General features: G+C 67.2%; 12 protein-coding genes. 6 read left to right on the plus strand and 6 right to left on the minus strand.

The genetic code is table 11. The annotated features are described in order from the left end of the window. Positions 1-721: 721 nt before the first annotated feature. From ACFQVD_RS39575 to ACFQVD_RS39585, 3 genes are read left to right on the plus strand one after another with little or no spacing between them, the layout of a single operon-like run. A complete protein-coding gene (locus tag ACFQVD_RS39575) occupies positions 722-1,573 on the plus strand; it encodes a helix-turn-helix domain-containing protein (protein ID WP_343973065.1) in 852 nt (283 codons plus the stop codon). Positions 1,574-1,584: 11 nt separating this feature from the next. Further along, positions 1,585-1,797, plus strand: a complete 213-nt coding sequence (locus tag ACFQVD_RS39580) for a DUF397 domain-containing protein (RefSeq protein ID WP_343973061.1) — start codon at positions 1,585-1,587, stop codon at positions 1,795-1,797. Between the two features lie 42 nt (positions 1,798-1,839). Further along, positions 1,840-2,103, plus strand: a complete 264-nt coding sequence (locus ACFQVD_RS39585; RefSeq protein WP_343973058.1) for a tyrosine-type recombinase/integrase — start codon at positions 1,840-1,842, stop codon at positions 2,101-2,103. A gap of 100 nt (positions 2,104-2,203) precedes the next feature. Here the strand turns inward: ACFQVD_RS39585 and ACFQVD_RS39590 are convergent, their stop codons facing one another. Further along, positions 2,204-2,596 (minus strand): ankyrin repeat domain-containing protein, encoded by a 393-nt coding sequence (locus ACFQVD_RS39590; RefSeq protein WP_343973055.1) that lies wholly within the window; start codon positions 2,594-2,596, stop codon positions 2,204-2,206. Next, positions 2,596-10,647 (minus strand): GH-E family nuclease, encoded by an 8,052-nt coding sequence (locus ACFQVD_RS39595; protein ID WP_343973052.1) that lies wholly within the window; start codon positions 10,645-10,647, stop codon positions 2,596-2,598. Before ACFQVD_RS39595 ends, ACFQVD_RS39590 begins: the two co-directional genes overlap by 1 nt. 654 nt (positions 10,648-11,301) lie before the next feature. On the opposite strand from ACFQVD_RS39595, the gene ACFQVD_RS39600 reads away from it, so the two are divergent. Further along, positions 11,302-11,772: a flavin reductase family protein gene (locus ACFQVD_RS39600; RefSeq protein WP_343973049.1), complete on the plus strand. Its 471-nt coding sequence runs from the start codon at positions 11,302-11,304 to the stop codon at positions 11,770-11,772. A gap of 302 nt (positions 11,773-12,074) precedes the next feature. Here ACFQVD_RS39600 and sppA read toward each other — a convergent pair whose 3' ends face one another. Then, a complete protein-coding gene (gene sppA, locus ACFQVD_RS39605; RefSeq protein WP_343973046.1) occupies positions 12,075-13,775 on the minus strand; it encodes a signal peptide peptidase SppA in 1,701 nt (566 codons plus the stop codon). Between the two features lie 257 nt (positions 13,776-14,032). Between sppA and ACFQVD_RS39610 the strand changes: the two genes are divergently transcribed. Next, positions 14,033-14,353 (plus strand): ArsR/SmtB family transcription factor, encoded by a 321-nt coding sequence (locus ACFQVD_RS39610; protein WP_343973043.1) that lies wholly within the window; start codon positions 14,033-14,035, stop codon positions 14,351-14,353. Further along, positions 14,350-14,700, plus strand: a complete 351-nt coding sequence (locus tag ACFQVD_RS39615) for a VOC family protein (RefSeq protein WP_343973040.1) — start codon at positions 14,350-14,352, stop codon at positions 14,698-14,700. The genes ACFQVD_RS39610 and ACFQVD_RS39615 overlap by 4 nt, the downstream gene beginning before the upstream one ends. 77 nt (positions 14,701-14,777) lie before the next feature. Here the strand turns inward: ACFQVD_RS39615 and ACFQVD_RS39620 are convergent, their stop codons facing one another. From ACFQVD_RS39620 to ACFQVD_RS39630, 3 genes are all read right to left on the minus strand, one after another. After that, the gene (locus tag ACFQVD_RS39620) at positions 14,778-16,817 is read right to left on the minus strand and encodes a S8 family peptidase (RefSeq protein ID WP_343973037.1); all 2,040 of its coding nucleotides are present in this window, start codon (positions 16,815-16,817) and stop codon (positions 14,778-14,780) included. A gap of 148 nt (positions 16,818-16,965) precedes the next feature. Beyond that, entirely contained in the window at positions 16,966-18,561 is a 1,596-nt protein-coding gene (locus tag ACFQVD_RS39625) for a glycosyl hydrolase family 18 protein (protein ID WP_343973034.1), read from the minus strand. A gap of 365 nt (positions 18,562-18,926) precedes the next feature. Continuing rightward, positions 18,927-20,876 (minus strand): S8 family peptidase, encoded by a 1,950-nt coding sequence (locus tag ACFQVD_RS39630; RefSeq protein ID WP_343973031.1) that lies wholly within the window; start codon positions 20,874-20,876, stop codon positions 18,927-18,929. Between the last annotated feature and the right edge of the window lie 47 nt (positions 20,877-20,923).

Genomic DNA, 20,923 nt, shown 5'->3' on the forward strand with positions numbered 1-20,923 from the left:
ACCGCCCTGCGGCGTGGTTCGCGCCTGCCTGGTCCGGGCCGTACGCCCGGCGGCGATTCTCGTTCGTACGGCGGGGCGGCAGTCGTCGAGGCCGGTCGTGAGTGGCGTCCGCGGCTGGGGAGAGAGCCGGAGAGGGGACGGCTCGGCGGGCAGGCGGCGACGGTGGGAGCGGGCAGCCGACCACAGAGCCCGAGACGACGCCGGGCCGTCATGCGGGTACGGACCTGGGCTGGGGTGGGCTGTTCCCACAGGTGACCGGGCCGGTGCGGCAGGCTGTCCGCGTCATGGGCGTAGGGGGGATGGCCGCACCAGCGGCAGCCCAGGGGCGAGGGTGGTCGCTCGGCCTGCCAGCGGACCCTGATGATCTTGCAGGCTCTACTAGGGTTGAGCACAGTTCGCACCTCCAGTGTGCGGGCGAGGCTCTGCCAGGCGACGCCATTCGCCTGGCAGAGCCGTTTTCTGTAGCAGTCCCGGCCGGCGACAGCCTGGGCCTGAACTCGGCACCGGCCTGTGTCGGCCATTGGTCCCAGGGGGACTTCCTGAGAGTTTCCAAAGACGCGTTGGGTGAGAGTCACCCCTTGATCACCCTCGGTGTTGGATACTCTTCACATAGTGATGGCTGGCCACAAAATTTTCAAGGCCAAAACTTCATCGCCGATATTGTCTGGTTTTGGCGGAGGAATGGCGTAGTTCGCTCACTTAATGTGCGGAAAGAGGTCATATGGCTGGCAGCCCCACCATCAAACGACGGCGCCTCAGTGCCGAACTCATCCGGCTACGCGAACAAGCCGGCCTCACCCACGACGAGGTCGCCAAACGCTTGGAATGGTCGCGTGGCCGCCTCACCCATATGGAGCAGAACAAGTGGGTTCTGCCTGATATCGGTAATGTTCGCCTTCTGTTGGACCTTTACCAGGTTGTCGATCCTGCTGTACGCGAGGCGATACTCGACCTCGCCCGACAGTCCCGTGAAAGGGGCTGGTGGGCGAAATACAAGGACGTGTTCGGCGGCAGCCTCCCCGGCTTCGAAGCGGAGGCGAGCCAGATCCGCACCGTCGAGCTCGTGACCATCCCCGGTCTGCTGCAAACGGCTGACTATGCCACGGCGGTCTTCCAGGCCGGGCAGGTTCTTGATCAGACGGCTGTCCAGCGACGCGTTGAGGCGCGTTTGGCCCGGCAGGCGATCCTCCACCGCGACGACCCGCCGCAGATCTGGGCGGTCATCGACGAGGCAGCACTGCGCAAGATGGTCGGTGGCCCCAACGTCATGGCCGAACAGCTCAGCCACCTCGCCCAGATGGCGATGCGACCCAACATTGCTGTCCAGGTGCTTCCTGACTCAAGCGGTGCGCATGCGGCGATGGGGAGCGGGTTCGTCATCCTGGACTTCATGGGCGACCTGGACCCGTCGATCGTCTACCTGGAGACGCCAACAGACAATCTCTTTCTGGAGCGACCAGAGGAGGTTCAGGCATATACCCTCATTTTCAACCGCGTAGTGGCGGCGGCACTGACCGTGGAGGAGTCCGTACGCTACGTGGCCGCCCTGGTTGACCAGCTACAGCAGAAGTAGAGGCGACAACCGTGGATCAAATCCCCCTTGCGCTCGCTTGGCGCAAGAGCAGCAAGAGCGCCCAGCAGGACAACTGCGTGGAGGTGGCAGCCCTTCCGGGCGGAGGCCGCGCCATACGAGACAGCAAGGACCCGAACGGACCTATACTGCGTTTCGCAAGCAGCGATTGGCAGTCATTCGTCCGTAGCACCAAAAGTGGAGGATTCGACAACTTGGGCTGCTGATTAACGGCCTAATTAACTTCCTTCCAAACACGGTGCGGCGGAATGATCAATTCGGCCAACGTTAACCGTGACTTTAAGGCTCTGCTTCAGCGCGTGAGCCTGCGCATGATCCACTTCCATGGCCTACGGCATTCATACGCCTCGCTCCTACTGGATCAGGGCATGGACCTAGTTGTGATCAAGGAGTTGCTCGGCCATGCCCACATCTCGATCACCGTCGACACCTACGCTTACGTCCGGCTCCGCCTCCAGTGCGAGGTCATCGAACGCATGGCGGGAGCCCTCGACGACCACCCCGAAACGTAGCCGTCAAAAACGATCACGGTCGCTGTAGCCGTCAACATAGCCGTCAAACGGCGTGCGGTGCCCCGGGTGAAGCCATCACAAGGGATGTCGAATTTCGTTTCTATAGATCGGCGAAATATTGCGCGATGTCGTAATTGCCGATCAGCCTAGCCAGTCCCACAGGGGTCTGGCCGTGGCCATTCTCCTTGAAGGGGTTAGCTCCAAATTCGCGCAGAACAACAATCAATTCACCCCTTCCGTGAGAGTTGAACACCGCCACGAATAGCGGAGTATTCCCATGACGATTGACTGGATCGACAGATGCCCCATGATCCAGTAGTGCACGTGCAGCATCCACATTCCACTCTTGTGCGGCAAAGTGGAGTGGAGTAAAGCCGTCACGGTCCGGGAGATTTACATCTAGCCCCTCCTCGGCCAGGAGGGTAATCCAAGCCACATCACCCGTGAAGGCGGCTTGATGCAGGTCAGAGCGGCCGTCTCGATCGATCATCATTAACAGGGACTCTCGTATCTATGGCTCATGTTGCTACTCGGGTCCTCGATCTGATAGTTGTCCGCGTTGTTTTGATGCGCAATGAACTGCTCTCGGGACAAGTTGTTCTCCCGTGCCATATCGCGAGCCCGCCAATACTCATGACCAGGCTTGTGTCCGTAATGGAAGGGTCCTCCCTTCGGAATAATCTGACCCGTGTTAGGGTCAATAAAGTCGCCATTCGCATCCGTCGGCGCAGCGTTTCGAATGTCCCGCTTAGTCTTCTCCCAGAGCGAAACCCGATCGTATCGAGAGTCCGGGTTGAGAGGATTCGGATTAGGCAGGAATCTGCCATCCGGGCCACGCTCTGGGTCACCAGGTCCTGCGTTATGGGCCAGGATAGCTTGGTCGCCTGCCATCACATGGTAGGTGTGCAGGCCTTCTACTGTCAGGTTGTGGACGTGTTGGGTGGCGGTCCACTTTTTGATGGCGGTGAGTTGGACGTAGGTGCCGGCGCTGGTTCGTAGGAGCATGCCGGGCTGGAGTTCGCCGGCCTTGACCCACTTGCGGAGGTCGGGGACCCAGAACGGGTGACCATCTGTGGCGATCAATGTTCCGGATTTGCCGGTCATTTTGTCCGGGGTGACGGTGATGCGGACGAGGTGTTTTTCGCCGTCACCGGTGATCAGGTGGCTGACACGTCTGGCGGCGGTCAGTCCTGTTGTCGCGTCGGCGGCCACCACCCAGTCGCCTACCTTGACGTCTTCGATCGGCTTGGTGGTGCCGTCGGCCATCAGGACCTTGGTGCCCGGGGCGAAGCTGTTGAAGCCGGAGGGTGAACAGGACACCGGCGAGAGTGGTGGGGCGTCGGGATACCGGTCGGGGTCGATGTCGGTATCGGGTACGGGGAAGTTACGCGGGCGAGCTGTGCCGTTACCTAGATCGTTGCCGGAACTGGGCACACATCCGGACACCGATGTGGAGGACAGAAAGCCAATGGATTCGCTACAGGAGTCTTTTCCGCAGTTTCCCGGGTTCCATTCCTCGCAGGAGATCCCGCCGCCGCCTCCACCTCCTATAGCGCCCACGATATCGGTTCCGACGTGGCCGGTGTAGCTCTCCGTGCATGGTCCGAGATGCGTGCAGTAGTAGTCGGCTTCTTCTTGGGGGGTACGCTGATAGATCGGGTTATTGCCGTTGTTCGGGTCGTTTTTGAATTCTGGACTGTTCGGATCGAAGTCGGGCTTGTACGGCTCCGGCTTCTTGGGCGGCGGTGGAGGCGACACCCTGGGCGGACCAGTAGCTCCCGTATTGCTTCTGGTGGTAACGCTCTGCGTGCTGCTTGTGGCGGTAGCGGTGTACCTGCTGCCGGTACTTCCCTTGCCGTCGGAGTTGGAGCTTTTTCCTGGGTCGGGATTGGAGCCTTTTCCTGGATTGGGGTTAGAGCCTGTATTGGTATTTTTGCCTGGACTAGGGCTAGGGGCTGTAGTGGGACTTTTGCCTGTATTGGGGATAGGGAAGACCGGGGGAGGAACGGGTATTCTAGGGGCCGGAGGTACAGGCGCAGGTATTTTGCCTCCTGCCGTATCACGCAAGAGGGGAAGGGCGTGACCTGAGGGGTCGGTATTGACCAGTGGGCTGCCGTTGCCGTAGGTGTAGCGGTTGGCCTGAACCGATGGCTGGGGATCCAGGGTCCAGTCGTCGCGGGAGGTGAAGGCGCCGGTGCCGGGCTGGTACCAGCGGGCGTGCATGTTGACCTTGCCGGTGTCCGGGTCGGTGTACTCGCCCTGGTAGCCGAGGCTGCGCTGGGTGCCGGTGCGGTGGGTGACCTCGCCGAAGGGGTCGTAGGCGGTCGAGTCGACCAGGGCGGTGCCGGAGAAGGTGGCGATCAGGTCGTCGTGCAGGTCGGTCATGGTCCCGAGAGCGGCCGTTCCCCCTTCCTGAAGGCCGAGTAGACCGCCGAAGGGATCACGGCCGTACTTGGCCAGAGTGGTGTTGGCGCCGTCGGCGACGGTGACGATGTCGTTTTCCAGGCCGGAGTAGACGAAGCGTCGCTGATCGGCACCCTTGGTACGCGAGGTCATCCGCCCCAGGGCGTCGTAGCCGTAGGTGGCGTCGCCGTCGGAGATGAGGCGGTCGAAGGCGTCGAAGGTGAGGTCGCGGGTGACGCCGGCCTTGGTCTCGGTGGCGGCGGTGCCGCGCGGGGTGTAGGTGTAGTCGGTGCCGCCGCCGGAGATGAGCCGGTTGCGCTCGTCATAGGTGAAGGTCTTGGCGCCGGCTGTGGTGCGGTTGCCCGATTCGTCCCAGGTGTAGGCGGTGACGGCACCGCCGGGGGCGGTCCAGGAATTGAGGCGTCCGGCGTGGTCGTAGCTGTAGGTGTTGGTACCCGCGCCCGCGGTGCCGGTGGTGGTCTTGGTGGTGAGGTTGTCGTCCTTGTCCCACCCGTAGACGATCTTCGACAGCTCGGCGCCGGAGCTGTTCTTCAATGTTTGGGAGGTGGGCCGGTCGACGGCGTCGTATACGTAAGCCTGGGTGTTGACCGAGCTCGCGGAGGTCTTGGTGGTGAGTCGGTCGGCGTCGTCGTAACCGTAGGTCCAGGTGCGTCCCGTCACCGGGTCGCTCGCGGTCTTGAGCCGGTCCGCGTTGTCCCAGGTGTAGTTCGCCGTCCCGGCCGGGTCGACGCGCTGGGTGGGATTGCCCACGGCGTCGTAGGTGTAGGCGGCGACCTGGTTGGTGGCCTTGGAGACCTTGGTCAGCAGGCTGCGGTCGTTGTATTCCAAGGTGTAGTCGCCGATTGCGGTGACCCGGCCCGCGGTGTCGTAGGTGAAGTTCCGCGTCGGGGTGGCCACCGAGGCACCGCTGCCGCTCTCCTCGACCACCTGGCCCAGCGGGTCGAAGGTACGGTCGATGCGTACTCCGCCCGGCTGCAGGGTGGAGACGGCGTTGCCCGAGGCGTCGTAGACATTGATCCAGGTCCGGTCGGCGGCATTGGGGTGGGCGGCGGTGGATGGTTCGATGATTGATTCGACCAGGCCGAGGGTGTTGTAGCCGGTCCAGGTCGCGTTGCCCCGGCCGTCGGTGGTGCGGGTGCGCGCTCCGGTGGCGTCGTAGCCGAACGTCGTTGTGATCGAGGTGCCGGTGGTGACCGGCTCGATGAGCGAGATCATCTGGTCCGTAGCATCGAAGGTACGACGGATGACGCGCCCTTCGCCGGAGGTGGTGCTGGTCGGGTTGCCGGCCGGGTCGTAGCCGAAGCCGAAGGTACGGACGGTGGTCCCGGTGCTGTCGAGGTCCTTGGCGGCGATCTGGCGTCCGGCCAGGTCGTACTCTGCCTCGGTGGCGTTGCCCAACGGGTCGGTCACCTTGGCGGCTCGGCCGAGGAAGTCGTAGCCGAGGGTGAACTTGTGGGTGAGCGGGTCGGTCACGGTCTTGACCTGCCCGGCGGCGTTGACCTCGTAGGCGGTGGTCTTGGCGCCGGGAGCGACGCTCTTGGTGAGGTTGCCCGCGGTGTCATAGGTCAGCGTGGTGGTGTGCGCGGCGGTGGTGGGCCTGCGCTCGATCTGCGTCTGGGTGATCCTGCGGCCGAGGTCGTCGTAGGTTGCCTCGACGCGTGCGCCGGTGGGATCGATGGCCGCGAGTTGCTCGCCCAGCAGGTCGTACTCCGCCACCCAGACGCCACCGGGTCCCGACGGGCCAGGTTCTGTGACCTTGACCGGGCGTCCCAGCGCGTCGTAGGTGGTAGAGGTGACGTAATTGCGCGGGTCGGTGACCTTGATCTGGCGGCCCGCCGCGTCGTAGTCGAAGCTGACCTTGGGGATGACGGCGCTGCCACCCGGCGGGGTGTAGGACGGGGCGACCGCTGAGGTGAGGCGTCCGGCCTTGTCGAAGGTCGAGGTGAGCGTCCGTCCCTCGGCGTCGACCGTGTGGGTCGCCAGCCCGATGCTGTTGTAGCCGTACTTCTGGGTGGGGCGTCCGTCGGCGGCGGACCCGTTCTTTTCGATCTTCACCTGGGGAGCCTTCGTTTCCACGAGTTGACCGGCGAGGTCGTAGCGCATCGTGGTGGTGAAGTCGGCGGCGGTGGCACCGGAGGCGTTGCCGCGCGGGTCCGTGGTCGCGGTCAGCAGGCCGCGGTCGTCGTAGGTGCTGGTGGAGACCAGGTCGTCGGCCCCGTTCTCCACGGTCTGCCGGGTCACCAGGTTCAGCGCGTTGTAGGCGTAAACCGTGGACTCGGTACGGGTGGTGCCCGTACCGGTGAAGGTCTTCTGGGTGACGTTCCCGACCGCGTCGTACTCGAAGGCGGTCTTGCGTTTGAGGGCGGCCGGGTCGAACGTGGTGGAGGTGAGGCGGCCGGCGGCGTCGTAGACGTAGTCGGTGGTCGCCTTCCCGCCGCCGGTGACCTGCTTGACGAGGTTGCCGGCCGCGTCGTAGGTGTTGGCCTCCAGCACCACGTCGGCCGGGGTGGTGGAACCGTTCAACCGGACATCGTCACCGATCACCTCCGACAGGCGGTTGTCGGTGAAGTAGGTGTAGGCCGTCTTGCGGCCCATCGCGTCGACCTGACCGGCCAGTCGTCCGCCGGGGTCGTAGGAGCGCGACTCCAGCACCACATCCTGCGGGGCCTGCGGGCTGACCGGGCTCCCGGTCCAGTTCTTGATCGTGGTGGAGGCCGGCTCGCCGCGCTTGGTGTAGGCGTAGGTGAGAACGGTGCCCAGCGGGTCGGTCGTCGAGACCTGGGCGCCGGTGACGTCCCAGGCCGAGCGCACCACGCCGCCCTCGGGGTCGGTGACCGTCTCCACCCGGCCCCTGGCGTCGTAGGTGTAGGTGGTCGTACGGGCGGGGTCACCACCGGTCAGGTCGGCCACGGTGGTGGTGAGCTGGTTGCCGTCGGCGTCGTAGGTCAGCGTGGTCTTGGCGGTGTGGGTGACGTCGGTGACCTCGTTCTTCACCCCGGGCTCGGTCCGGGTGAGCAGGCGCCCGAGGTTGTCGTAGCTGAACGTCGTGGTGACACCGGTGGGGTGAGCCTCCGACACCTGGGTGTTGGAGGTCACCCGGCCCAGCGCGTCGTAGGCGAGCTGGGTCTTCAGCCCCGAGGGGCTGGTCTGCTCGGCCAGGTCCCCTGCGGCGGTGTAGCGGTAGGTAGTCTCGTTGTTCTTGGAATCCTTGGCCGACTTGCGCAGGCCGGCCGGGGTGGTGCCGCCGCCGACGGCGGGTTCGGTGCCGTCGGTGTAGGTGAAGGTGGTCGAGCGGCCACTGGGGAAGTCGGTGGTGGCCGGGGTGGTCTGCTTGAGTGTCTCGCCGTGCTGGCTGTACTCCCACTTGGTGGCGTAGGTGTTGTCGGTGGCGCTGGAGGAGCGCGCGTCCCGCGAGGCGATCGGCCGGTCGTTGCGGGCGTCGAACTGGTCGTTGTTGTTCAGGTAGTACGCATAGCGCTCGGTCTGGCAACTACTTGTGTTCCGGCACTGCTTGACCCCGACAACGTTGCCGCGTTTGTCGTAGGAGCGCTCTGTCACGTTGTTGTTCGGGTCCGTGATCGTGCTGAGGAAGCCGCCGGTGTCGTACTCGTATGCGGTGACCTTGCCAAGCTGGTCGGTCTGGCTGACCAGGCGGTAACCGCGCCAGGCATCATAGACGTAGCCGAGGGTGTTGTTGTTGGGATCGGTCACCGTGACCGCCGAGAGACCGGTTTCCTGGGTGTAGATGGGCGCACCGAGCTTCCAGGTGCCACCGTTCTGATCGATGTGGGTGGTGATCCGCTCGGTGCCGGCGTCGTAGGTATTGGTCGCCCACGCCCGCCCGGACGGCAGGGTGATCTTTGTGAGCTTGTGCGGCGCCTCGGTCCGCGCCGCGTGGTGCAGCGCCACCTCGGCCGCGGTCAACGGCTTGCCGTAGACGGCGGCCTCGTCCAACTGCCCACGGAAGGGGAAGTCCTGCGTCCCGCTACCGGTCGGAAGTCCCGGGGCGGAACCCCGCTGAACGGATCCGTAACCGATCCACGCGTGCGGTCGCCAGGTGTTGACCGCACCGGTCATCGTGCCGATCTGCGCACCGTCGAGGTAGAGCGTCTGAGCGGTGCCCGCCATTGTCAGCACCACGTGGTGCCACTGGTTGTCGTTGACCGCCGCTGTTGAGGCCATCGGTGAGGCCACCGCCCCGAACGAACCACGCAGCTTGCCGTCAGTGCCGACATACAGCATCTGTTCGTTGTCGCCCTCACCGAAGATCTCGTCAGCCGGAGTGGCAGACATCAGGACTCCTGAGTAAGCGGTCTTGAACCACATCTCCAAGGAGGCGTGATCTCGCAGGTACGCCAGTGCGTACTCGGGCAGCTCGATCATCGCGTCTCGTAACTCCACCGCCGTGTCGGTGCTGCCCGCCAGGGCACCGGGTTTACCGAGCGTTATGTTCGACACGCTGGTATCGAGCCCGTAGTAAGACGCGGGGCCCGCCCCTGAGCCGAGGTCGGCCGCATCCCAGGTATCAGGCACCTCGCCCAGCCGCCAGTATCCGTACGGTTCGGAGTCCTGCACGATGCCCCGGTACTGCGAGCCGGTGCCGTAGGTGTAGGTGGTGCAGTTCGGTGCAGCCACCGGGGCGCATACCCCCGTCAGTCGCTCACCGTCGTAGTGGTAGGTCCAGGTGATCGCCGCTGCGCCGACCGGATCACTGGCCACGCTCGCCACGTGTGCGCCGTTCCAGGTGAACGTCAGCGACCGGCCCCCGGCCGCAGTCACCTTCTCCAGCTTGCCGCCCGTACCGTAGAGCAGTTCCTGAGCTCGGCCACGGGCGTCGGTTACCCTGGTCAGACGCCCCTGTGCGTCGAACACGTACGAGGTAGCGGACTTGTCCATCAGCCGCCAGCCCCCACCGGCCACCTCCGCCAGTGTGGCGTACATGCCAGGCGGCGGCTGGTAACTGCCGTCTCCGTTGGCGGCGAACCGCACTCGGCGCCCGTCGGGGTAGGTCACCAGTGCCGAGACCAGGTCTCCGCGCACCTCACGGACCAGTTTCATGTCCCAGCGGGTCGACCAGCCGGCGCCGAAGATCCCGTCGGTACGCGCGTCCATGCTGTTGTAGGAGCGCGTCACTGACAACGGAGGACCGGAGGTGGCCACCGACAGGTCCGTGGCCTCGGTGGTGTAGTTACCGGCCAGCTGGTGAAACTCCTGGCCGTTGACTCCCCGGGCGGCCAGTCGCGAGCCGATCACCGGCTGGTGTACCCCGGTGGTGAAGGAGAGCGTCGATGACGTCGTATGCATCCCGTTGTCCGTGTCGGTGATGGTGACGTTCCACCAGTACTGCTTGCTCCACGCCAGTTTCCCCGCCGGGACCTTCCAGGATTTCGTATTGGTCCAGTCGGCCGACAGCACACCAGAAGAGATGCACTCGTTCGTCATCGCTTCGTCGTCACAGATCTCGAAGGTGAACTCGACCGGGGTGCTGTAGGAGTCGTTACTGCCGCCTCGGGCCTGCAGTATGGGCGTCCGTGATTCCACCAGCGCGCCATCGGTCGGCAACGTGGCCGTTGCCCACGGGGACCGGTGATATGAGCACGCCCCTCGGTTTACCCAGCCCTGGCCGTAAGTCGGCGGCGAGCCGACCTGGCTGTTGAAAGCGGTCACCTCCCACAGGGACGCGTCGTAGTAGACGACGTTGCCGTAGCTGTAGCGCGTGGAGGAGTCCCATTGCGGGTAGTCCTCGCACCAGGCGGTCAGGGCCGACACCGTGGCGTTGGACACGACATCCATGCTCTGCGCCTTGCGCGCCGCAGCCGCAGAGGAGCCCTTGTCGGGGTCCGCTGCGGGCTGAGCGGTCTTTGAGCTGGGTCGCTTCTCCAGCGGCAACGCGTCCGGAACACCTCGGGGGGCCTGCTCGGGGCCGGAGGGTACCTTCGCCGTCGTCGCTGTGACGGTGGAATCGACCAGCGACCCAAGCCCTGCCGCCGAACCGGTCAACTGCCGGGGTGTGTCAGGAGTGCCGTTGATCAGCGCGGTTGGTTGCACCGCCGCGGACACCGGAACCGCTTGGAACAGCAGGAGGCCCGGGGTCACGAGCGTGGTGACGGCTACTGCCATCCAGGTACGCGCGCCTGTGGAAAACGTCCATGACAAACTCCGGCGCATACGCCGTCATCCTCCGAACACGTCAGCGCGAGAACGGGCGTCCTCGCGTTACCCCAGTCCGTCAGGGAGCCCGAACAAGACCGGAGCTGACGGTTCAGAGTGCATCAAATGCAAGCAAACGATCAGAAAGTACATATAGATCACTTAAATCCGCAAGATCTACATAAGGAACAAATAACGGGCGCGACGGTCAGGTTTGAGGAGGGGAGATATCGAACACGTGAGTGAGATGTGACGGATAGTCGCGGAGTGACGAGACAAAAACGGTGACGTAGGGAGTGGATGTGATCACTCTTGGCCACCTCGGACTGTTCGCCTTCGAGGGTTTTTTCTGAAATCCCAGATCGCACCTGGCAAGAAGCAGTGGTGGCCATGAAAAAGCATCCGAATGGGTGGTCAGGGCCTATTTTCGGACATCCGATGACGACAAGGGCGTCACTCCGCCAGTGACCGGGGGTGATGGGGAGATTGTGTCCGGAAGCGGTCAAGGGTGATCCCGCCCAGTGTCGTCACTGTTCTACCTGGCGGAACCTTGATCAGCCGCGTGCGACCACGGCTTTGCCGGGCGGATGTCCCGCCTACACCAGGCTCCGGGATGATTGCCGCATGAACGAGTTCGTCGAGGCCATGGCCCAGGTGGTGACCGGGGTGACGGTCGTCACGGTGAAGGACGAGCGGGATGACGTGGGGGTCACGGTCGGCACGTTCACCTCGATCTCGCTGGACCCGCCGCTGGTGATGGTGAGCCTGGACAACACCGGCTACCTCAACGAGCTGCTGCTCCGGCACGACCGCTGGGCCGCCAGCGTGCTGTCGGCCGGGCAGAAGACGATCGCCAGCCGGTTCGCCGCGGCGGGACGTCCCGGTGCCAGGCTGCTGCTCGCGGGCATGCCGCATCACCGGGGTGAGCGGAGCGGGGCCCTCATCGTGGACGGCGGTGTCACCGCGCTGGAGGCCGAGACGGTCAAGGTCGTCCCGGCCGGGGACCACACCCTCTTCGTCGCCAAGGTCCTCGGGGTCGACTACGTCGACGCGTCCGTTCCGCCGCTGACGCGCTACCGGAGCCGTTATCGCTGACCTGGCGGTCCGCCGCCCGCCTTTTCCGTACGGGAGGCGCGGAGCCGTTACCGCTGCCCCGGTGTTTCGTCGCTCGCTTCCGTACGGGAGGCGAATGTCGCACGGTCGGAGTCGCCACCGCTGATCCGAAAGGCCGCCACCCGATCCGGGTGGCGGCCCTCGTCGAAGCCGCCGGACACTCTGTCCGAACGCGGCGGCTCCTCACCGAAGACGATCAGCCCGCCGAGCCGGGCGGTCCGTACGACCGAAGCGTGCGGGAGACAAGCGGGAGACAACGTCAGTGGTTCAACCGCAGGACGCGGTCAGCGGATCGTCCACGAGCCCGGCAGGATGAGCGGCCCGTACGAGGGCAGGCCCAGCTCGCCCGCGAGGTGGGCGAGGGGGCCCCACGCCTCCACCCGGACCCGGGCCAGCGCGGCGGCCTTGTCCTCGCTGGACTCCGCGGGGCGCAGCCGCTCCAGCGGGTTGAGCTTGGGGTAGGCGCGCACCGGGGCGTCGGCGGGCAGGCCGGCCTTCCTGCGGGCCACGGCCAGCGCGTCCTCCAGGCCGCCGAGCTCGTCGACGAGACCGTTCTCCAGGGCGTCGGCCCCGGTCCAGACCCGGCCCTTGGCCAGCTCGTGGGCGCGCTCGCGGGTCAGGCCGCGACCCTCGGCGACCTTGTTCACGAAGTCGTCGTAGACCCGGTCGAGCCAGGCGTTGATCCGCACCCACTGCGCCTCGGAGAAGGCGTTCGTGGGGGAGAACATCCCGGAGTTGGCGCCCTCGCCGACGATCTCCGAGGTGACGCCGATCTTCTCCAGCAGGCCGCCGATGACCGCCTTGCCGCCGAACACGCCGATGGAGCCGGTGAGCGTGCCCGGCTGGGCCACGATCACGTCGGCGGCCATCGAGACCATGTAGCCGCCGGAGGCGGCCAGGTCGCCCATCGAGATCACGATGGGCTTGCCGGCCTTGCGGGTGAGCACGACCTCGCGCCAGATGGCGTCGGAGGCCACGTACGAGCCGCCGGGGCTGTCGACCCGGAAGACGACCGCCTTGACGCTGTCGTCGCGGCGGGCCGCGCGCAGCGCGGCGCAGATGGTGTCGGAGCCCATCGCGCCGCCGCCGCCCATCGGGCTGCGGCCGCTGCGGCCGAGCCGGATCGCGCCGTTGCCGCGGACCAGCGCGACGGCCTGCTCGCCCGGGTGCGGGAGCTTCTTCGCGGTCAGCGCCTTGGCGTAGCGGCCGACGTACAGCAGCAGCGAGTTCTCGCCGACCTCTTGCTTGACCTCGTCGTAGACCTCGTCGCGGTAGGCCATCCGGTCGACGAGCCCGGCCTCGACGGCCTCGGCGCCGATGAACGGGCCCTGGTCGATCAGCTCGCGTACCCTGGCGGGCTCCAGCCCGCGCCCCTCGGCGACGCCCGCCACGACCTGCTCGGTGACCGACTCGGTGATGCGGCCCATCGACTCGCGGTGGGCGTCGGTCATGTGGTCCTGGGTGAAGGTGTTGGCGGCCGTCTTGTACTCGTGCCGCTGGCCGAGCTGGTACTCGACGCCGAGCTTGCCCAGCGCGCCGCGCAGGAAGCGCTGCTCCATCGCGACGCCGGTGAGCCCGACGTCGCCGGACGGCTGGAGGTAGACCCGCTCGAAGGCGCTGGCCAGGTAGTAGGGGACGGTGCCCCCGCTGAACTCGCCGAAGCTCTCGGCGAACGCGACGGTCAGCTTGCCCGAGGCACGGAAGAGGGCGACGGCCTGGCGGAGCTCCTGGACGACCGCGAGCCCCGGTGACTGGGTGCCGATCTTGACGATCAGGGCCTTGACCCGGTCGTCCTTCCTGGCTCGCTTGAGCCCGGCCAGCACGTCGGCCAGGCTCGTCTTGCGCATCGCGAGGATGGCGCCCAGCGGATCCGCCGGGGCGCCGTCGGTCAGGCCCTCGGTGAGGTCGAGTTCAAGGACCAGCGGGGCGGTACGCCGCTGCTTGAACCGGTCGACGGTATCGATGATCACCTTGGTCGCGTCCATGCCCTTCACCCTAAGCGACACATACCAGGCTTATGCGGATCGGCGTAGGTTCGTCGGCTTTCCGGGTAGGCGGGGCGGTGAGGCTTGCCGGTGTCCCGCTTTCACCGGGCTTGCCGGACGTTCGGCTGCCTGCCGGGTACGCGGTGAGTGGTCCCTAACCGGGGATGCGCGGTGTGGCGAGGTTCACCCGCCTGCCGGGGCAACGCGTGTGATCGGCCGCTTGCTATTTCGGATTAATCCGAAATAGCATCGCCGTCGTGATCGAGCCGGATGATCTCGATGAACTCCTGCGCGCCGTGGCCGGCAGGCACCGTCGGCGTATCCTCTCCGAGGTCTGGGAGCGTGAGCGCGGCGCGGGAGAACTGGCCGACGAACTCGGCCTGGCCCCGGCCAGTGTTTCGGAGCACCTGAAGGTGCTGCGCAAGACCGGCTTGGTCACGATGAGAGTCGACCGGACGTATCGGCTCTACCGGGCCTGCCCTGAACGGCTTCACCGGCTTGCCGACCTGCTCGTGCAGGCTTTTCCGGCCACCGTCCAGGCCCGGGACGGCGAAGAGACCCAGGAGGACATGACATGAACGAGCAGACTGTGCGCCCGGCGAACGCGGTGGCGCATTTCGACATCGGCGGCCCGGACGACGCGGACCTGCACCGCTTCTACGGCGACCTACTGGACTGGCAGGTCGACCGCAAGGGGCCGGGGTACGCGCTGGTTCAGACGCCCGGCGGGCTGGGCGGGGCGATCGTCGAAACCGAACAGGCCGGCGTCACCCTGGGCGTGCTGGTCCCGGACCTTGAGCAGGCGGTCCGCCGTGCGGCCGAACTGGGCGGCGCGGTCGCCATGCCGCCGACCGACAACGGCTGGGTGGTCAAGGCACAGGTCAAGGACCCGGCCGGCAACGTCCTCACCCTCATCCAGGCATGAGCGCCGCCACCGCGACGGGCGGCGGCTGATCGGGGTTGAGGAACAGCCACCGGTTGTTTCTCAACCCCGATCACGTACTAGGCGGCCCGGCGGGCGTTCACCTTCTTCTTGAGCAGCGAGGTGGACGCGGCGGGAGTGGTGCCCTTCAGGCGCTGCTTCTCCACCGAGGTGAGGACCGTCTTCAGCGTCGCCGTCTCCTTGATCTTCGCGGTGAAGTTCACCCCGCCGTTCGCCCAGTTCAGCCAGGCGGCCAGCAGTTCGCCCTCCAGCTTGGCCTTCGACGTCTTCTTGGCGGGCTTGAGCACCTTGTACGCGGTGCCCAGGGTGGAGGCGCGGGTGATCTCGGAGAAGACCTTGCTGGCCTTGCTCACCAGGCCGAGGTAGCAGCCGAGCGTCGCGTCCGGGATCGTCCCGGAGCCCCGGCTGATCTCCGTCGCCCACTGCGCGACGGTCAGCGTCTTCGTGGACTTGCCGCGCGTGCACACCGTGGGGGCCGCAGGGGGAGTCGTCGGGGGGACGGTCACCGTCACGGTGACCGTCACCGTCGGCAGCGGGATCGGCGTCGGCACCGGGTCGGTCGGCGTGGGTGTGGGCGTGGGACCCGAACTCGGTTCCGGGCTGGGCTCCTCCGACGGGTCCTCGGACGGGTCCTCAGGGGAGTCGGCGGAGTCGGGGGGAGGGGTCCGGGTGATGGGATCGCCGGGGGTGCCCCCGGCGATCGCGGCGTTCAGGTCGAGGCGGGGGGTGGTCACGCTGCCGTAGGTGATCGGCCGGCCCGCGGTCTTCAGCGCGGCCTCCAGCGCGTCCGGGGCGCCCGGCGCCTTCTGGGCCATCAGCGCCAGGGCGCCGGTGACGAACGGGGTGGACATCGAGGTGCCGCTGTAGACCTGGTGGCCGCCGCCCGGCACCGCGGAGTCGATGTCAAGGCCGGGAGCGAAGAGGTCGAGCACGGAGCCGTAGTTGGACCAGTAGGGGATGGTGTCGTCGTCGCCCGTCGCGCCCACGGTCACCGCGCCGGAGAGGCAGCCGGGAGCCCCGGCGCCGGACAGGCCCTCGTTGCCGGCGGCGGCCACCACGGCCACCCCCTTGGCGCGAAGGTCGTCGATCCTGCTCTTCATCGACGCCAACTCGGGTTCGGCGTCACAGGCTCCCTCGTACAGGCCGCCGCCGAGGCTGAGGTTCACCGCGGCGATGTTCGTGCCGCCCTCCTTGAGCTTCGCGACGTGTTCGAGGGCGAGCAGGATGGTGGACTCGAACGCGCTCAGGCAGGCGCCGCCCTCGTCGTCGCAGTCGTTGAACCTGCTGAACACCTGGACCGCGACGATGTCCGCCTCGGGGGCGACGGCGTGCGCGATGCCCGCCACATGGGTGCCGTGGTCGCAGAGGTTGACCTGCTCGTGGACGCAGGCGGGGGTGTTGGCGTCGGCGGATCCGGGGTCGCTCGTCTGCCCGTTCGGGCAGAGGGACTGCGCGCCCTCGTCCGTCGCGGAGAAGCAGGCCTGACCCACGACCCTGCCCCCGAAGTCGGGGTGGCCGGCGTCGATCCCGGTGTCGATGACCGCGATCGTCTGGCCCGCACCCTTGGTCCCGGCGGCGTGCGCCTTGTCCGCGCCGACCACCTGCAGGCTGGAGGCCAGCGAGCCCAGCGAGGTCAGCGCGGCGGGGGAGTAGACGCGGTCGCGGCGGATGGACAGGACGCGCGGGTCCTCGGCCAGTTTGGCGAGCGACTCGCCGCTGCCCTCGACCACGATGAACGAGGTGTCGGAGGGTTCGAGGACGACCTGGGCATCGGGGAGTCGCTCCGCCTCCCCGGCGACCGGCGCCGCCGCCTCGGGGGCCGCCAGCTCGACGATCACCCGGGTCCCGTCGCTCTCCGCGGCGAGCCCCGTCTCCAGCTTCGGCTGGGGTTCGCCGTCACCAGGCTGGGTCTCGCCGTCACCGGGCGGGAGTTCGCCGTCGGTGGGCGGGGCCGGCACGTCGGCGGGCGCGCTCTCATCCGGGCCGGGGGACGGACTCGCGGAGGCGCCCGGGGGAGCCGGAGGGTTCTCGGCGAGGGCGGGTACCGCGGGTGCGATGGTGAGGACCAACGCCAGGGCCACCAGGGCTCGAACTCGCACACGTCCTCCGGGGGGATCAAAGGGCGTTTAGGAGTCTAAACAGCCATATGCGACGCGTGAATACTTTGCCCCGGATTTTGAGGATCTTCTCAGGAACTGCTCGACCCCCCGCGGCGTGACGCACACGGAGGGTCGAGTGATTGGGATATTACTTGAGACCGTTGGACATGGCGGTGATGAGCTCACCGTTCGCGGTGTCGCCGCTGGTCTCCCAGAAGAACGCGCCGCCCAGGCCCTGGTTCTTGGCGTAGGTCATCTTGCCGGTGATGGTGGCGGGGGTGTCGTAGCCCCACCACTGGCCGTTGCAGAAGCCGTAGGCGGTGCCGGCGACGGTGCCGGTGGCCGGGCACTTGGTCTTGAGGACCTTGTAGTCCTCGTTGCCCTGCTCGTAGGTGCCGGGGGCGGGGCCGGTGGCGGTGCCACCGGGAGCCGCCTGGGTCACGCCGGTCCAGCCGCGGCCGTAGAAGCCGATGCCGAGCATGAGCTTGTTGGCCGGGACGCCCTTGTCCTTCAGCTTCTGGATGGCGGCGTCGGAGTAGAAGCCGGGCTTCGTGGAGTTGGGGAGGGCGGTGAGGGGCGAGTGCGGAGCCGTCGGGCCTTGGGCGTCCCAGGCGCCGAAGAAGTCGTAGGTCATCGGCATGAGCCAGTTGAGATTCGAGACCGCGCCGGCGTAGTCGGCGACGTCCATCTTGCCGCCGGTGGAGCCGTCGGCGGTGATGGCCGCCGTGACCAGGTTGCCGGTGCCGAACTTGGCCCGCAGCGCGGAGATCACGTTCTTGAACGCGTTCGGACCGCTGTTGTCACAGGTGAGACCGCAGGAGTTGGGGTACTCCCAGTCGATGTCGATGCCGTCGAACACGTCCGCCCAGCGCGGGTCCTCGACCAGGTTGTAGCAGGAGTCGGCGAACGCGGTCGGGTTGGCCGCCGCCTGGGTGAAGCCGCCGGACCAGGTCCAGCCGCCGAAGGACCAGATGACCTTGATGTTCGGGTACGCCTTCTTCAGCTTGCGGAGCTGGTTGAAGTTGCCGCGCAGCGGCTGGTCCCAGGTGTCGGCCACGCCGTCGACGCTCTGGTCCGCGGTGTATGCCTTGTCGTAGTCGGCGTAGGAGTCGCCGATGGTGCACCTGCCGCCGGTGGTGTTGCCGAAGGCGTACAGGATGTGCGTCAGCTTGCTCGCCGAACCGCTGGTGACCAGGTTCTTCACGTGGTAGTTGCGGCCGTAGACGCCCCACTGGGTGAAGTAGCCGATGAGCTTCTTGGCGGAGGGGTCGACGGTCGGGGTCACGGTCGGCGTGGGGGTCGGGGTCACCGTCGGGGTCACCGTCGGAGTCGGCGTGGGGTCGGGGCCGCCGGTGCCGTCGCAGCCGGCGCCGTTCAGCGTGCAGTTGAGCACGCCGGACACCCCGCCGGGTGCGCCGTTGAAGCCGAAGCTCACCGAGGCACCCGCCGCCAGCGCGCCGTTCCACGACTTGTTGACGAAGGTGTAGTGGTTCCCGTTCTTGGTCAGGTCCGCGTCCCAGGCCGAGCTGATCGACTTGCCGGCGGGGAGGTCGAATTCGACCTTCCAACTGGTCAGCGCGCTCGTGCCGGCCTTGACGACGACCTTGCCCTCGAAGCCGGAACCCCAGTCGGTAACGGTCGAGTAGGTCGCGGTGGCGGGTGTGGCGGCCGTGGCGTTGCCGATCCCCAGCGGAATCAGCAGCGCCGCCGCTGCGATGAAGGAGCCGATGGTAATTCGTCGCAAGGGTCGCTCCAGGTCAGAGAGTGCCTAGCCCCCGTATTCATAGGAAAGTTTCCTATTAATTTCTTGAGCGTAGGTTCTCCTTCGCTGCCGGTCAATGCCTCGGTCGCGGATATAAGGCCGATTTAAGGTTTTGGGAGGAACGGTGGTGGAACGGGCGCGGCGGGAGGGGGCCGTGTCGGAGTGTCACGGAACGGTCGTGAAGCGCAAAACAGATTTAAGGCACTAAATAGATATAAAGCGGGCCGATCACGCAGCGGCGTGACCGGCCCGGGTAATCATGTTCGGCGAGGTGAATCGCTCCCCTGGGGTGCCTCCTGGGTTCGAATGGACACTCCCACGGGGAGCGAAGAGACCGCGGAGAAGGGCTACCTTGCCCGGTTGACGTGCTTTTGCAGGTATCCGGTCGCGGCGGCGACCTGGACACCGGTCGCCTTGCCGTTGAGGCGCTGCCTCTCCGCGGCGGCGATCGCGCTCTTCAGCGTGGTGGTGCCGCGCACCCTGGAGGAACCGTCGTACGCGCCGTGGGCCCAGTTCAGCCAGGCGGCCAGCAGCTCACGGTCGAGCGCGGCCTTGCCTGCCCTGCCCTTCAGGACCCGGTAGGCACTGCCGAGCGAGCCCGACGCGGTGACCTCTGGGAAGACCTTGCTGCCCTTCTGGGCCAGGCTCAGATAGCAGGAGAGGGTGAGGTCCGAGAGCCTCCCGCTGCCCCGGCGCAGCTCGAAGGCCCACCGTGCGGAGGTCAGCGCCTTCGTGCCGCCGCCTCGTCGGCAGGTGCCGGCCTCGGGGAGCGGGTCCGGGGTGGCCGGACCCGCGTCCGTGCCCGTCGGGTCGGGCGACGGCGTCGCGGCCGGCGTCGTGGTCGGCGGGGACGTGGCGGGTGCGGTGGTGGGCGTCGCACTGGGCGACGGCGTGGCGGTGGGGGTCGGGCTGGGGGTCGGGGTGGCGGACGGTGCCGGACCGAGCGCGGCGTGCACCTCGATCCGTTTCGTGGTCACGTCGCTGCCCCGGTTGCGGTAGGTGACCGCCTTGCCGGTGTCCTGCAGCCGCGCGAGCAACTCGGCCGGGCTCGCCTCCGGCGAGCGCTCCCTGAGCAGCGCGAAGGCACCCGCCACGTGCGCGGCGGCCATCGAGGTGCCGCTCCGGGTGGCCCAGCCGCCGCCGGGGACCGAGGACCTGACCCCGACCCCCGGGGCCAGCAGGTCCAGCAGGATTCCCCGGTTGGAGAAGGGGGCCATGGCGTCACGGTCGTTCGTGGCGCCCACCGTGACGGCCTTGCGGACGCAACCGGGGACGCTCACCCTGCCCTCGTACCCCCCGTTGCCCGAGGCGATGACGGTCGGGACGCCCAGCTTCAGCAACTCGGCGATCTCCTCGCTGACCGGCTCGACGTCGCACGTCTCGTTCTCGTCGTACGGGTTGTCGCCGGGCTGGCTGACGCTCATGGTGGCCGCGGCGATCCGATGGGTCCTGGTGAGGTCGATCACGTAGTCCAGCGCACGGAGCTGGTCGGAGGCCCAGGCCAGCACGCACGGGGCCTTGCCCTTGCCGCACTGCTCCTCGTCGAGGAAACGGCTGAACACCTGGATCGCGATGATGCCCGCGCCGGGGGCGACGCCGTTCGCCCGTTCCTTCCCGAACCGCTTGCCCGCGGCGATCCCGGCGACGTGCGTGCCGTGGCCGCACAGGTTTCCGCGCGGGCCCACGCACTGGGCCGTCTCGGCGTCCGCCGAGCCGGGGCCGACCTGCCTGGTGCTGCCGTCGGGACAGAGCGTGCGGCTCCTCCACTCCTCCGCGTTGTGCGAGAAGCACGCCTCGGCCACGATCCGGCCCGCGAGGAACGGATGGTCGCGGTCGATGCCGCTGTCCAGGATGGCGATGTTCTGGCCCGCTCCGGTGGCACCGGCCAGGTACGCCCTGTCGGCGCCGATCACCTTGGTGGTGGAGGCGAGCGCGGGAGCGCTGAGCCGGTCCTCGTGAACGGACGCGACGCGCCGATCGCCGCCGAGCGCGGCGAGCGTCGGCCCGTCGACGTTCATGACGAAGAACGTCTCGGTGCCGGAGCCGGGCAGAACGCCGGTCTCCGGCGAGGCGGCCTCCGCGCTGCGGGCGACGGAGGCGACGGACTGCCCCTCGGCCACGCCGACGATGGCGCGGACCCTCTCCCCCGAGGCGACCCCGGCTGTGACGGCGGGGTCGATGGCGGGACCGGCCGAGGGGGGCGGTCCTGCCGCGAGAGCGGAGACGGGGGTGGCGACCAGGGTCGCCCAAACGGCGGTGAGCGCGATGGCGCCCGCCGTGAGACGTCGAAGTCTCACTCAACCTCCAGGGAAGGGGGCGCCCGCTGCCGCGCACGCCCGCTGAT

The organism is Streptosporangium amethystogenes subsp. fukuiense (assembly GCF_042665875.1).
GTDB classification, from domain to species: Bacteria; Actinomycetota; Actinomycetes; order Streptosporangiales; family Streptosporangiaceae; genus Streptosporangium; species Streptosporangium fukuiense.